Origin of the sequence: Staphylococcus sp. HMSC072H03, from assembly GCF_001809305.1 — a bacterium.
Taxonomy (GTDB): domain Bacteria; phylum Bacillota; class Bacilli; order Staphylococcales; family Staphylococcaceae; genus Staphylococcus; species Staphylococcus hominis.
The window spans coordinates 136,747-151,672 of the sequence record NZ_KV796883.1; the positions used below are offsets into that span (position 1 = coordinate 136,747).

14 protein-coding genes are annotated in these 14,926 nt (G+C 29.2%); 9 read left to right on the forward strand and 5 right to left on the reverse strand.

The window, feature by feature from the left end; translation table 11 throughout:
* Nucleotides 1–60: 60 nt before the first annotated feature.
* Together hisC and HMPREF2578_RS06665 are read left to right on the forward strand one after the other, a co-directional pair.
* Nucleotides 61–1,116, forward strand: coding sequence for a histidinol-phosphate transaminase (gene hisC / locus HMPREF2578_RS06660; protein ID WP_019834936.1), 1,056 nt, complete (start codon nucleotides 61–63; stop codon nucleotides 1,114–1,116).
* Nucleotides 1,117–1,210: 94 nt separating this feature from the next.
* The gene (locus HMPREF2578_RS06665; RefSeq protein ID WP_017175949.1) at nucleotides 1,211–1,747 is read left to right on the forward strand and encodes a 5' nucleotidase, NT5C type; all 537 of its coding nucleotides are present in this window, start codon (nucleotides 1,211–1,213) and stop codon (nucleotides 1,745–1,747) included.
* A 62-nt stretch (nucleotides 1,748–1,809) separates the two neighbouring features.
* On the opposite strand, the gene HMPREF2578_RS06670 is transcribed toward HMPREF2578_RS06665, so the two are convergent.
* The 4 genes from HMPREF2578_RS06670 to HMPREF2578_RS06685 all read right to left on the reverse strand — a co-directional run bounded on the left by HMPREF2578_RS06670 (nucleotide 1,810) and on the right by HMPREF2578_RS06685 (nucleotide 6,046).
* A complete protein-coding gene (locus tag HMPREF2578_RS06670; protein ID WP_017175948.1) occupies nucleotides 1,810–2,733 on the reverse strand; it encodes a diacylglycerol/lipid kinase family protein in 924 nt (307 codons plus the stop codon).
* A gap of 129 nt (nucleotides 2,734–2,862) precedes the next feature.
* Nucleotides 2,863–4,368, reverse strand: coding sequence for an S-Cys-Gly-3M3SH uptake peptide MFS transporter (locus HMPREF2578_RS06675; protein WP_017175947.1), 1,506 nt, complete (start codon nucleotides 4,366–4,368; stop codon nucleotides 2,863–2,865).
* A gap of 300 nt (nucleotides 4,369–4,668) precedes the next feature.
* Nucleotides 4,669–5,169, reverse strand: coding sequence for a preQ(1) synthase (gene queF, locus HMPREF2578_RS06680; protein ID WP_002449091.1), 501 nt, complete (start codon nucleotides 5,167–5,169; stop codon nucleotides 4,669–4,671).
* A 10-nt stretch (nucleotides 5,170–5,179) separates the two neighbouring features.
* A complete protein-coding gene (locus HMPREF2578_RS06685) occupies nucleotides 5,180–6,046 on the reverse strand; it encodes a DMT family transporter (RefSeq protein WP_070508327.1) in 867 nt (288 codons plus the stop codon).
* A gap of 737 nt (nucleotides 6,047–6,783) precedes the next feature.
* Between HMPREF2578_RS06685 and nrdI the strand changes: the two genes are divergently transcribed.
* The 7 genes from nrdI (at nucleotide 6,784) to HMPREF2578_RS06720 (ending at nucleotide 14,342) form a co-directional block, all read left to right on the forward strand.
* Entirely contained in the window at nucleotides 6,784–7,182 is a 399-nt protein-coding gene (gene nrdI / locus HMPREF2578_RS06690; protein ID WP_002449085.1) for a class Ib ribonucleoside-diphosphate reductase assembly flavoprotein NrdI, read from the forward strand.
* Nucleotides 7,145–9,250, forward strand: coding sequence for a class 1b ribonucleoside-diphosphate reductase subunit alpha (gene nrdE, locus HMPREF2578_RS06695; RefSeq protein WP_070508328.1), 2,106 nt, complete (start codon nucleotides 7,145–7,147; stop codon nucleotides 9,248–9,250). The genes nrdI and nrdE overlap by 38 nt, the downstream gene beginning before the upstream one ends.
* A gap of 113 nt (nucleotides 9,251–9,363) precedes the next feature.
* On the forward strand, nucleotides 9,364–10,332 hold the full coding sequence (nrdF, locus tag HMPREF2578_RS06700) for a class 1b ribonucleoside-diphosphate reductase subunit beta (protein ID WP_002455627.1): 969 nt from the start codon (nucleotides 9,364–9,366) through the stop codon (nucleotides 10,330–10,332).
* Between the two features lie 184 nt (nucleotides 10,333–10,516).
* A complete protein-coding gene (locus HMPREF2578_RS06705; protein WP_002449086.1) occupies nucleotides 10,517–11,485 on the forward strand; it encodes an ABC transporter permease in 969 nt (322 codons plus the stop codon).
* Nucleotides 11,475–12,434, forward strand: coding sequence for an iron chelate uptake ABC transporter family permease subunit (locus tag HMPREF2578_RS06710; RefSeq protein ID WP_002449066.1), 960 nt, complete (start codon nucleotides 11,475–11,477; stop codon nucleotides 12,432–12,434). Before HMPREF2578_RS06705 ends, HMPREF2578_RS06710 begins: the two co-directional genes overlap by 11 nt.
* On the forward strand, nucleotides 12,431–13,201 hold the full coding sequence (locus tag HMPREF2578_RS06715) for an iron ABC transporter ATP-binding protein (RefSeq protein WP_017175941.1): 771 nt from the start codon (nucleotides 12,431–12,433) through the stop codon (nucleotides 13,199–13,201). The genes HMPREF2578_RS06710 and HMPREF2578_RS06715 overlap by 4 nt, the downstream gene beginning before the upstream one ends.
* A gap of 106 nt (nucleotides 13,202–13,307) precedes the next feature.
* On the forward strand, nucleotides 13,308–14,342 hold the full coding sequence (locus tag HMPREF2578_RS06720; protein WP_070508329.1) for a ferrated catecholamine ABC transporter substrate-binding lipoprotein SstD: 1,035 nt from the start codon (nucleotides 13,308–13,310) through the stop codon (nucleotides 14,340–14,342).
* A 242-nt stretch (nucleotides 14,343–14,584) separates the two neighbouring features.
* Here the strand turns inward: HMPREF2578_RS06720 and HMPREF2578_RS06725 are convergent, their stop codons facing one another.
* Nucleotides 14,585–14,899: a CHY zinc finger protein gene (locus HMPREF2578_RS06725; RefSeq protein WP_017175939.1), complete on the reverse strand. Its 315-nt coding sequence runs from the start codon at nucleotides 14,897–14,899 to the stop codon at nucleotides 14,585–14,587.
* Nucleotides 14,900–14,926: the final 27 nt, after the last annotated feature.

A 14,926-nucleotide genomic window follows, 5' to 3' on the forward strand; every position in this document is an offset into this window, starting at 1 on the left:
ACTATTTTAATTAATAAGTGAAAAAGGAAAGTAACTTAATTTATATAGGAGTGATCATAAATGAAAAAACAATTACAACAATTATCGGCATATCAACCTGGGTTATCACCGCAAGCACTTAAAGAAAAATTTGGTATAGAAGGTGAGTTATATAAACTAGCATCGAATGAAAATTTATATGGACCATCACCTCGTGTAAAAGAAGCAATTGAGGCTCACTTAGATGAATTATTTTACTATCCGGAAACAGGCTCTCCATCATTACGAAAAGCAATTAGTAAGCATTTAAATGTTGATGAATCTCGAATTTTATTTGGCGCAGGTTTAGATGAAGTAATACTCATGATTTCTAGAGCAGTTTTAACACCGGGAGATAAAATTGTGACAAGTGAAGCTACTTTTGGACAATATTATCATAATGCGATTGTTGAATCAGCTAAAGTTGTAAAAGTACCGTTAAAAAATGGCGGATTTGATTTGGAAGGAATTTTAAAAGAGGTTAATTCTGATACCTCATTAGTATGGTTATGTAATCCTAATAATCCTACAGGTACATATTTTAGTCATGATGAATTAGAGTCATTTTTGGAACGTGTTCCAAGTCATGTGCCAGTCTTAATTGATGAAGCATATTTCGAATTCGTCACTGCTGAAGATTATCCTGATACATTAAAACTACAAGAACGCTTTGATAATGCATTTTTATTAAGAACATTTTCTAAAGCATATGGATTAGCAGGTTTACGTGTAGGATATGTTGTGGCAACAAATGAAGCCATTGAAAAATGGAATATCATTCGTCCACCATTTAATGTGACACGAATTTCAGAATATGCAGCGATTGCAGCATTAGAAGATCAAGATTATTTAAAAGAGATTACTAGAAAAAATGCAAAAGAACGTGAAAAGTTCTATAACATTGAACAAAGTAAACACTTTTTACCTAGTCAAACGAACTTTGTATTTGTAGTAACAGATAAGCCACAAGCATTGTATAATGAATTATTAAACGTTGGCTGTATCACTAGACCTTTTCCTAATGGAGTACGTATTACAATTGGATTTGAAGAACAAAATAATAAAATGATTGAAGTATTAAAACAATTTAATTATTAAACTAAGGAAAAACCTTTAATTGCGATTCATGACGAATTAAAGGTTTTTTGCTATACTTTGAAAATGTGCAAAAGATAACTAAGGAAGTGATAGCATGGCACGTAAATCTATAGCAATAGATATGGATGAAGTATTAGCAGATACTTTAGGTGCAATTATTGAAGCAGTTAATATTGAAACTAAATTAGGAATTACAATGGAATCGTTACATGGTCAGAAATTAAACCATGTGATTCCTGAACATGATGGGTTAGTAAGAGATATTTTAAGAGCGCCAGAGTTTTTTAGACATCTTAAAGTGATACCACATGCTCAAGAGGTGGTAGAAAAACTTAATGAGCATTATGATGTATATATTGCTACAGCAGCAATGGATGTACCCACCTCATTTCATGATAAATATGAATGGTTACTAGAATATTTTCCATTTTTAGATCCACAGCATTTTATTTTTTGTGGAAGAAAAAATATTGTTAAAACAGATTATTTAATAGATGATAATCCTCGTCAGCTTCAAATTTTTGAAGGAGAACCTATTATCTTTACGGCTGCACATAATATAAATGAAACACGTTTTAAACGAGTGAATGGCTGGAAAGATGTAGAAGCAATGTTTTTAAATAATAATTAAAGTAAAAAGGTATGTATGAAGCTTGAAGCATTCATACATACCTTTTGATTATGATATAGTTGTTATTTCTCATCATTCGAAAAAGTAAGGATATTGATTGCTTTAGGTAACACATCAATGGTGATAGGTGTTTCTAAATTAATTTCTCCATCAATATCTACTTTCATATTTGGTTCAGTGCGTAATGTTATGTGAGAACCTGGAATATGATTAATTCCTTCGGTAATTTCATTCCAATTCATGCTATCTCTTTTTTTGAAAATATCGTTTAAAATACTAAAACTTTGTTGTTCAAATATAAAACTATTTAACTTTCCATCTTGTGGAGAAAGATCTGTAAGTGGAATGCGACTGCCACCAATATTAGGTCCATTTGCTATCACTAGCATAGACGTATTTCCTTTATATTCTTTGTCGTCTACTGTCAATGTATAGTCAAAATGTTCGGGATTCATGAGTGTTTTTACAGTAGAACCAACATAACTTAATTTTCCAAAGATATCTTTACGTCCTTCTTGAACATTTTCAGCATTTTGCACAATAAGTCCTAGTCCGACAAAGTTAAGTACATAATTATCATTTACTTTCATAACATCATATGACTCAATATGTGAAGACAACAATTGCTCACTAGCTTTTTTGAAGTCAGGATTTAAGTTTAATGTTTTAGTAAAATCATTAAATGTTCCTCCTGGAATAATACCTATAGGAAGATCTAGATCATATTTCATCACACCATTAATCAATTCGTTAACTGTACCGTCTCCTCCCAATATAAAAACGATATCAATATCATTACTATAAGTATGATCTTTTATTTCTTTACAATATCTTTCAATGTCACCCTCATTTTCACTTAATTGTATTGAAAGATGCTTACATAACTGAGTTAGTGATTTAGCGACTTCTCCCAATCCATCATATATATCTTTAAGCCCGCTATGTTCATGGTAAAATAATACCCCATGATTATACTGTTGCTCCATAGTTAAACCTACTTTCATTTAAAATTATATTATAAATATTTACCCTGAATTTTATAATTTTAAATATATAAGTAAAAAAATACTTCTAGATGTCATAACTAGAAGTACTTTTTACTATTTTGTATTTAATTAGTGAATACCCTTCATAGCTTTTGTAATCTTAGGTGAGAAAACTAAAATGATAAGAGTAATAACAATAGCAACGGTACCTAAGAAAATAAAATAATTCGTTTGACCAAGTGGTTTAATTAATTTTACTAATGTACCATTAATCGCTTGTGCTGAAGCATTTGTTAATAGCCATACACTCATCATTTGAGCATTAAATGCTTTAGGTGCAAGTTTAACAGCAGCACTATTACCTGTAGGTGATAAACAAAGTTCCCCAATAACACAGATTACATATGATAAAATAACCCAGTTAACTGAGAATTGTGTATGTCCATAACCTAAACCAACTAATCCAATTAGAATGTATGATAAACCTGCTAGTAATGTACCAATACCAAATTTAATAGCTAAAGAAGGTTGCTTTTTACCCATTTTTAACCAAATCATAGAAATAACGGGTGCAAATAATAAAATAAATAATGGATTGATAGATTGGAACAAAGCTTCCCCAAATCGAGTTGTCCAACCAAATAAGTTGAGTTGCATGTCAGAACGTTCTAAACCATAAATATTTAAAACGTTAGAACCTTGTTCTTGAATTGACCAGAATAACATACCTAAAATAAATAAAGGTATAAATGCTTTAACTCGAGAACGTTCTACATCGGTAACGTCTTTACTACGAAGCATAGTTGTAAAGTAAATGATTGGTAAAGCTACTCCAAGAACTAATACAGTATTACTAATTAAATCGAATGAAAGGGTATGGGTATAATATGTAACTAATAATACGATAATCACAATTGCTACTATGATACCGATAATCATTCCATATTTACGCTTTTCTTCTTTAGATAGTGGGTTAGTAGGTTTCATTCCAACACTACCTAAATTCTTTCTATTAAATAACAAATACCAAACAAGACCTAATGCCATACCAATAGCTGCTAGAAGGAAGCCACCATGGAAATTACGTATATCTACAAAATGTTGCAGTATAATAGGTGAAATTAATGCACCTAAGTTAACAGACATATAGAAAATAACGAAACCTGCATCAATACGTGTATCATTTTCAGGATATAAACGACCTACAATATTTGAAATATTAGGTTTCATTAAACCTGATCCGATAATAATAAAGAACATTGATGAGAATAAACCAAATAAAGCAAATGGTAAACTTAAACAGATATGTCCAATAATAATAAGTACAGCACCTAATAAAGTAGCACCACGTGTGCCTGTAATTCTATCAGCAATCCATGCGCCAGGAATAGAAGACATGTAAATAAGTGCTCCATATACTGACATAATCGACATTGCTGTAGTTTGATCAATACCTAATCCATTTTGGTGTATTGCGAAATACATATAAAATATGAGCATCGCACGCATACCGTAGTAACTGAATCTTTCCCAAAACTCTACGAAAAAGAGCACACCTAGTCCTCTAGGATGACCGAAAAATCCTTTCTGTGGTATTGATTGAATTGTTTGTTCATGGGAGTTATTTGTTGCCATTAACATCCCACTCCTTTCTTTCCTAATATGACTGATTACTATGTAAATAAGATTGTACAATTACATCTCACAAGAATTTCTTAAAAATATAAATTTTTAGAATTTTCAGTCAAATAAAATATAATAACTTATAAAAATAAAAGTTTTTATTGCTCATGAACTTATATCTTTATAAATTTTAGCGATAATATTAAAATACGCTTTAATTTAATAAATCGCAATAGTTTATTAAAAAAATCTAGAATAAAAATGACTCCTTTTATATTACATTAGTAAAAATAAAAGGAGTTAAAAAACATGTTATCGATTGTCTATTTTTTCAGGATACATATCGTGATTCATTAAACGATGTTCGGCCATCTTTTCATATTTAGAGTTTGGACGACCATAATTTGTATATGGATCTATTGAAATGCCTCCACGTGGCGTGAACTTACCCCATACTTCTATATAATGAGGATCCATTAAGTCAATTAAGTCATTCATGATAATATTCATACAATCTTCGTGAAAATCACCATGATTTCTAAAACTAAATAAATATAATTTTAGTGATTTTGATTCTACCATTTTTATATTTGGTATATATGAAATATAAATTGTAGCAAAATCGGGTTGTCCAGTGATAGGGCAAAGAGAAGTGAATTCTGGACAATTAAACTTTACAAAATAATCTCTTCCTTGATGTTTATTATCAAAAGTTTCGAGTACTTGAGGTGTATAGTCAAATTCATATTTATTATTTTGATTGCCTAATAATGTAATATCTTGTAATTCTTCTTTATTGCGACCTTGTGTCATAATTTTCCTCCTAATTGTTAGATGTATTAGATTGTCTACGTGCTTTTTCAAACATAAAGTAACTAGCGCCAATAATGATGATATAACCTATAAATGCATAGAAATCTGGTATTTCTCCGAATAATATAAAGCCAAATAATGCAGTAAATAATATAGAAGCATACGTAAAAATAGAAATGTCTTTTGCTGGAGCAAAACTATATGCTAATGTAATACCAATTTGTCCTACTGCCGCTGATAATCCAGCTCCTAATAAATATATAATTTGTAACTTTGTCATCGGTTCATATGTTGCAATAGAAAATGGAATAAGAACGATGACTGAAAATAATGAAAAATAAAATACAATAGTATAAGGTGCTTCACGTTTACTTAATGCTCGTACACAAGTATATGCAGATGCAGCGAAGATACCTGAGAATAAACCGGCTAAAGAAGAGAACATAGTTGAAGAAAATTCTGGTTTAACAATGAATAACATACCAAAAATAGCAATTAACATAGCTATAATTTGATACCTTTTAATATTCTCTTTTAAAAATATTAAACTTAATAAAATAGTCCAAAAAGGGTTAAGCTTCATTAAAGTATCAGCATCACTTAACACCATGTGATCAATAGCGTAAATATTTAGTAATACCCCTATAAGACCTAACGTCGATCTAGTCATTAAAAGGGGTTGACTACTCATTTTACCCAATATAGGTTGCCTATATTTTATTATGAAAAATAATGGAATAAACATGGCTACCAAATTTCTTGCTAAAGATTTTTGAAATACAGGTAAGTCTCCGGCTAGTCTAAAAAAAACAGACATAAAACTAAAACCAATAGCAGAAATTAAAATAGCAATGATACCTTTTACCTTAGGATTCAAAGTATATCTCCTCATTTATAAAAATTTAACGTCTATATATTAGCATAATTTATTTGTGGATGCATAAGTACTTGCAAAGATAAAAAAGAAAAACTATAATGATAACGAACATATGTTCTTAATATGGTTAAATATACTCTAAATTTTTAATTCGTAAAATAGAAATTTATTCGGCTTTTAATAAAAAAAATGAGTTATTTTTTTAATAAATGGCTAACAATATATTATGATTTACATTCTTATGTATTGGAAATCCCGAATAAATAAGGTTTAGTAATGGTAGGCAAAAAATCAAGTGAAATACCTTAAAAAAACTAAAATAAAATTTTCTTAGTTTTTAATATAGCTATGATGCACCTTTAACCGATTTCACGAACATTTGACATCAAATATTAACTTTTAATTAGGGTACCATTTATGTATAATGAAACACAGAATATAGTGTTGGGTTTTGAATTGAGACACAATATGTTGTGTTTGAGGAAAATAGAAAGATTGTATGAATAATTCATTTTAGTAGCAATTTCACACTTATTTGGATTGGTTTTTTCGGAATCTACACTATTTACATGAACGATTTATAAATAATGATTTTTAAAGATTAATAATTAGAAACACAATATGTAGTATTAACTTGATTAAGTTAACGAAATGATATTCGTTCTAAAAGTAAGTTTTCTTATAAGACTAAGAGAACTTCTTTTTAATTAATAAGATTGTCGAAAGAGGGCGTTCCTATGAAAGTAGTTTATTTCTCTTTTTCAGGAAATGTACGAAGATTTATAAAACGTAGTGAAATTAAAAATGTATTAGAAATCAATAAAGACAATTGTAAGGATAGTATAGAAGAACCTTATATTTTAGTTACAGGTACAATTGGTTTTGGTGAAGTTCCTAAGGAAGTACAGTCTTTTCTAGAAGTTAATCATGCTTATATACGTGCTGTTGCTGCTAGTGGTAATCGTAACTGGGGACAAAACTTTGCGAAAGCAGGTCGAACAATTTCTGAAACATACCATGTGCCTTTATTAATGAAATTTGAGGTTCAAGGTACAAATAAAGATGTTATCGAATTTAGAGATAAGGTGGGGCATTTCAATGAAGATTATGGACGAGAAAAAGTACAATCATATTGAATTAAACAATGAAGTAACTAAACGTAAAGACAATGGCTTTTTTAATCTTGAGAAAGATCAAGAAGCTTTAAACGTTTACTTAGAAGAAATTAGCGATAAAACAATTTATTTTGATAGCGAAATTGAACGTTTACATTACTTAGTAGATAATCATTTTTATTTTAATGTATTTAAGAAGTATAGCGAAGAAGATTTAATAGAAATTATCGAATTCGCAAAATCTATTAATTTTGAATTTGCTAGTTATATGTCTGCAAGCAAATTTTATAAAGATTATGCTTTAAAAACAAATGATAAATCTAAGTACTTAGAAGACTATAATCAACATGTTGCCATAGTTGCTCTATATTTAGCAGATGGTAATAAAGAACAAGCTAAACAATTTATTTTAGCGATGATTGAACAACGTTATCAACCTGCTACACCTACATTTTTAAATGCAGGACGCGCACGTCGTGGAGAGCTTGTTTCATGTTTTTTACTAGAAGTTGATGATAGTCTAAACTCAATTAATTTCATAGATTCTACTGCTAAACAATTAAGTAAAATTGGTGGTGGCGTGGCTATCAATTTATCTAAATTACGTGCACGTGGTGAAGCAATTAAAGGTATTAAAGGCGTAGCTAAAGGTGTATTACCTGTAGCAAAAGCATTAGAGGGTGGATTTAGTTATGCTGATCAATTAGGTCAACGTCCTGGAGCTGGAGCAGTATATTTAAACATTTTCCATTATGATGTTGAAGAATTCTTAGATACTAAAAAAGTAAATGCCGATGAAGACTTACGTCTATCAACAATTTCCACTGGTCTTATTGTTCCATCTAAATTCTTTGATTTAGCTAAAGAAGGTAAAGACTTTTATATGTTTGCACCTTATACTGTAAAACAAGAATATGGAGTGACATTAGACGATATTGATATTGAAAAATATTATGATGAACTTGTAGCTAATCCTAATGTTCTTAAAAAGAAAAAAGATGCACGAGAAATGTTGAATATGATTGCTCAAACACAACTACAATCAGGCTATCCATATTTAATGTTTAAAGATAATGCGAATAAAGTACATGCGAATTCAAATATTGGTCAAATTAAAATGAGTAATTTATGTACTGAAATTTTCCAATTACAGGAAACATCAATTATTAATGACTATGGAATTGAAGATGAAATTAAACGTGATATTTCATGTAATTTAGGTTCATTGAACATAGTGAATGTAATGGAAACGGGTAAATTCAGAGATTCAGTACATACTGGAATGGATGCATTAACAGTAGTAAGTGACGAAGCAAATATTCAAAATGCACCAGGTGTGAAAAAAGCAAATAATGAGTTACATTCTGTAGGTTTAGGTGTAATGAACTTACATGGCTATTTAGCGAAAAATAAAATTGGCTATGAATCTGAAGAAGCCAAAGATTTTGCTAATATTTTCTTTATGATGATGAACTATTATTCAATTGAACGTTCTATGGAAATTGCTAAAGAACGTGGAGAAGCATATCAAGATTTTGATAAATCAGATTATGCAAGTGGCAAATATTTTGATTTTTATACATCACAAGAGTTCGTGCCACAATTTGAAAAAGTAAAAGAATTATTTGCTAATATGCAAATTCCTACATCAGAAGACTGGAAATCATTACAACAACAAGTACAAGAATATGGTTTATATCATGCTTATCGATTAGCTATTGCACCAACTCAAAGTATTTCATATGTTCAGAATGCAACTAGTTCGGTCATGCCAATCGTAGATCAAATTGAACGACGTACGTATGGAAATGCTGAAACATTTTATCCAATGCCTTTCTTATCACCTGAAACAATGTGGTACTATAAATCAGCATTTAATACTGATCAAATGAAACTTATAGATTTAATTTCAACAATTCAAACACATGTGGACCAAGGGATTTCAACAATTTTATATGTTAATTCTGAAATTTCAACACGTGAATTGTCACGATTATACGTATACGCACATCACAAAGGATTGAAATCTTTATACTATACACGTAATAAATTATTAAGTGTTGAAGAATGTACAAGTTGTTCAATTTAATTAATAGTGAAATAAATATTTAGAGGAAAGATTAAATTATTTTCATAGAGAAGCATTTTAATCTTATCCTCTTAAATAATGTAATGGTTAATAAATAGAGGAGGATTTTATTAATGAAGGCCGTCAATTGGAATACTCAAGAAGATATGACAAATATGTTTTGGCGTCAAAACATTTCACAAATGTGGGTAGAAACAGAATTTAAAGTTTCAAAGGATATAGCAAGTTGGAAGACACTAACAGAGGATGAAAAAAATACGTTTAAACGTGCTTTAGCAGGTTTAACTGGATTAGATACACATCAAGCGGATGATGGTATGCCATTAATTATGCTACATACAACGGATTTACGTAAAAAAGCAGTTTATTCATTTATGCAAATGATGGAACAAATTCATGCTAAAAGTTATTCACATATTTTTACAACGTTACTTCCATCTAGTGAAACAAATTATCTATTAGATACTTGGGTAATTGAAGAGCCTCATTTAAAATATAAATCTGATAAAATTATCTCTAATTATCATAAACTTTGGGGAAAAGAAGCCTCTATTTTTGATCAATATATGGCAAGAGTTTCAAGTGTTTTCTTAGAAACGTTCTTGTTCTATTCTGGTTTCTATTATCCACTTTATCTTGCGGGTCAAGGAAAAATGACAACCTCTGGTGAAATTATTAGAAAAATTTTACTTGATGAATCAATTCATGGAGTTTTTACCGGTTTAGATGCTCAAAGTTTACGTAATGAGCTATCAGAAAATGAAAAACAAAAAGCTGATAAAGAAATGTATAAGTTGTTAGAAGAACTATATAAAAATGAGGTATCGTATACACATATGTTATATGATGATATCGGTTTAACTGAAGATGTTTTAAATTATGTACAATATAATGGGAATAAAGCTTTATCAAACTTAGGATTTGAACCTTATTTTGAAGAAAAAGAGTTTAATCCTATTATTGAAAATGCATTAGATACATCAACAAAAAATCATGACTTTTTCTCAGTAAAAGGAGACGGCTATACATTAGCACTTAACGTGGAAGCTTTACAAGACGAAGATTTTATTTTTGAAGATTAGAATAATAACTAATTTTAGAAAAACTAATTGTAGAATCATCACTGCAATTAGTTTTTTTAATTTCTCTATAAAAAATAAAAGAATATTAGTATTACTATTGAAAAATTTATTATGACAATTTAATATATAGTTAAATGATAATCATTTTCAATGGAAATGGTATATATACTAAGGAGCATTACGAATGAAGTTTCTATTCAAAGGTTATACATTATTAATCATTTTAGTGATATTAAGTATACTTTCTTTATTTATTGGCGTAAGTCAATTATCAATAACTGATCTTTTTCATTTGTCAGATAATCAGAAAAATATTTTATTTTCTAGTCGTATTCCTAGAACTATAAGTATTCTTTTATCTGGAAGTTCTCTTGCTTTAGCAGGACTAGTTATGCAACAGATGATGCAAAATAAATTTGTAAGTCCTACTACAGCTGGAACAATGGAATGGGCAAAATTAGGAATATTACTTTCACTCATATTTTTCCCAAAAGGTCATATATTGATCAAATTGACTTTTGCAGTTGCATTAAGCCTAGGAGGAACATTTTTATTCGTTAAACTAATCAATTTTATAAAAGTGAAAGAAGTTATTTTTGTCCCGCTCTTAGGTATTATGATTGGTGGCATTGTTTCAAGTTTTACCACTTTTATAGCATTAAGAACGAATGCACTACAAAGTATTAATAATTGGTTGAATGGGAATTTTGCTGTTATTACAAGCGGCCGTTATGAAATTTTATATTTAGCTATTCCTTTATTAATTATCGCTTATATATTTGCCAATCACTTTACGATTGCTGGAATGGGCAAAGATTTTAGTCATAATTTAGGTGTTAAATATGAACAAATTATAAATATTGCGCTTTTAATCACTGCAACATTGACAGCATTAGTTGTCGTGACAGTTGGAACATTACCATTTTTAGGTTTAATTGTTCCTAATATTATTTCAATGTATAGAGGCGACCACTTGAAAAATGCATTACCTCATACATTAATGCTAGGTTCTATATTTGTATTGTTTTCCGATATTATTGGTAGATTAATTGTTTACCCTTATGAAATAAATATTGGTTTAACAATAGGAGTATTTGGAACGATTATTTTCTTAGTTTTATTGATGAAAGGTAGAAATAATTATGCAAATTAGTGCTAATAAAAAAATATTAATTCTCTTTCTTTTTACGATTTGCATGGCTGCTTTCTACTTACTAGTAGGTTTGGATTTTGAAATTTTTCAATATCAGTTTGAAAGTCGAATAAGAAAATTAGTTTTAATTTTACTTGTTGGTGGATCTATTAGTACGGCAGTTGTTATTTTCCAATCTATCACTGCGAATAGATTACTTACTCCTTCAATTATGGGATTAGACTCAGTTTATTTATTTATTAAAGTCTTGCCTGTGTTCTTATTAGGTACACAAGCCAGTGTAGTGACAAATACTTATTTGAATTTTCTTCTAACTCTCGTAGTGATGGTTCTTTTTTCTTTAGTATTATTTCAAGGCATGTTTAAATTAGGACATTTTTCGGTTTATTTTATTTTACTTGTTGGGGTAGTATTAGGAACATTTTTCCGTAGTATCACTGGATTTATTCAACTTATTATGAATCCAGATGACTTTTTAACCGTTCAAAGTGCGATGTTTGCAAGTTTTGACGCTTCTAATTCTAAACTTGTTCTTATTTCAAGTATACTTTTAATTATTTTAATTGTAATTGCTTTTATATTAAGACCTTATTTAGATGTGTTATTACTAGGGAAAGATCAGTCTATTAACTTAGGTGTATCATATGAAAAAATGACAAAACTTTTATTAATTTTAGTGGCTTTATTAGTATCAATATCTACTGCTTTAGTAGGTCCTGTTACATTTTTAGGATTATTAACAGTCAATTTAGCGCATGAATTCATGAAAACATATGAACATAAATATATTTTACCCGCAACGATTCTTATAAGTTGGATTAGTTTATTTATAGCTCAGTGGATTATAGAAAATATGTTTAAAGCTACCACTGAATTTAGTCTTATTATAGATTTAGTTGGAGGTATTTACTTCATATACTTACTTATTAAAAGGAGGAATGAAGATTGATTCAGATTAGAAATTTAGATAAAAAAATTCAGAGTAAATCTATTTTGAAAGATATAAATGTTGATATACAAAAGGGTAAGTTAACCTCTTTGATAGGTCCAAATGGAGCAGGAAAAAGTACACTTCTATCAGCAGTAAGTCGATTATTTGAATATCAGAACGGTACAATTAATATTGAAAATAAATTAATTGATGATTATAAAAGTGATGAATTAGCAAAAAAGTTAAGTATTTTAAAACAAACAAATCATACTGATATGAATATCACTGTAGAACAGCTTGTAAATTTTGGGCGTTTTCCTTATTCAAAAGGTCGAATGAAAAAAGAAGATCATGAGAAAGTTGCATATGCCATTGATTTACTACATCTAAGGGAAATCAAAGATAGAAATATAAAAACACTATCTGGAGGACAAAGACAACGTGCGTATATTGCTATGACAATTGCTCAAGATACAGAATACATTTTGTTAGATGAACCGTTAAATAATTTAGATATGAAACATTCAGTTCAAATTATGCAGATACTTCGAACATTGTGTCGCGATTTAAATAAAACGATTGTTATTGTACTCCACGATATTAATTTTGCATCTTGTTATTCAGATTACATTGTTGCACTAAAGAAAGGTGAAATTGTTAAATCTGGCCCAAAAGATAGTATAATTGAAACAAATGTGTTAAGAGATTTGTATGAAATGGATGTTCATGTAGAAGAAATTAGAGGCCAACGTATTTGTTTATACTATGATGAGGTTATCTTTTAAAATGAGATAAATATTTTTATATTTAAAGGGGTGATGCTTAGAAAATATAAAAGAAAATAGTTGAAAAATTGAGTGCCAAATTTAACTTATAAAAGGAGAAATACATATGAAGAAAACAGTCTTATTTTTAGTCTTAACTTTAGCTTTAGTATTATCAGCGTGTAGTAATAATTCTGGTAATAAATCAAATAATGAAAATGATTCAAAAGATACAGTTTCAATTAAAAATAGCTTTTCAGCAAGTGGAAATGACGAAAGTAGTAATGAGGATAAAAAAATTAGTAACACTGTGAAAGTGTCTAAAAATCCTAAGAACGCGGTTGTTCTAGATTATGGAGCATTAGATGTTTTGAAAGAAATGGGTGTAGCTGATAAAGTGAAAGGCTTACCAAAAGGCGAAAATAATGAATCTTTACCAAGTTTTCTAAGTGAATTTAAAAAGGATAAATATATTAATACTGGTAATTTAAAAGAAATAAATTTCGATAAAATAGCTGAAGCTAAACCGGATGTTATTTATATTTCAAGTAGAGCAGCCACTCAGAAAAATCTAGATGAGTTTAAAAAAGCAGCGCCTAAAGCTAAAGTTGTCTATGTAGGCGCAAGTGAAGATCATTATATTAAAGATATGAAAAAGAACACAGAAAATCTAGGTAAAATTTATAACAAAGAAGATAAAGCAAAAGATATGAATACAAAATTAGATCAAAAAATTTCAGATATGAAAAAACAAACTAAGAATTTCGATAAATCTGTAATGTATCTTTTAGTTAATGAAGGAGAACTTTCTACATTCGGACCAGGCGGAAGATTTGGTGATTTGGTATTTAATACACTAGGCTTTAAACCAGCAGATAAACACGTTAAAATAAGTCCACATGGTCAAAACATTAATAATGAATATATCAGTAATCATGATCCAGATATCATTTTAGCAATGGATCGCGGGTCAGTTGTGGGTGGAAAATCGACAGCTAAACAAGTATTAAAAAATGATGTTATTAAAGATGTAACAGCAGTTAAAAATAACAATGTTTATGAATTAGATCCTAAATTATGGTATTTTGCTTCAGGCTCAACAACAACAACAGTAAAACAGATTGATGAATTAGAAAAAGTAATTGATAAAACTAAAAAATAAATCTAGGATATTAAGTTTAGAATAAATAAAAGAGTGGGACATACATCCTAGAAAAATAGCCAGTAAATGAGTTTATTATAAATTCATTTACTGGCTTCTTTATTTACAATACTTCGTATGGTTGGCTCGATTTGTTAGGGGACAACTTTAGTCTGTAGTCTTTAGTTTGTCCTGTTCCCTCAAGAGTCTTGCCAAAATACTTTGTCTTTATATGTTATTCTATATATCATTTAATTTAAGTATTAAATTTCAAAATATAAATGATAGTGAAATTTACAACGTGAATTAAAATGTGCTTGGCAATTTGGACATGTTTCAGTCATCATGTATTCATGAATAGAGAGTTCATTTTGACAAACTCCACAAAGTATCGCCTTTTTATGAAATTCCTCTGCTGACCAACGCTGAATGTTATGAGATTCATGTTCGTTATGACATTGATAACAAGGATAATACTTTTCACAACATTTAAATTTAATCGCTATAATGTCAAGAAATGTATGATAGTGAATACAACGTGTTTCATTGTCTACGAGAGAACCATAAACTTTTAGCATTGTTTCACATCTCCTAACATTGAGAAT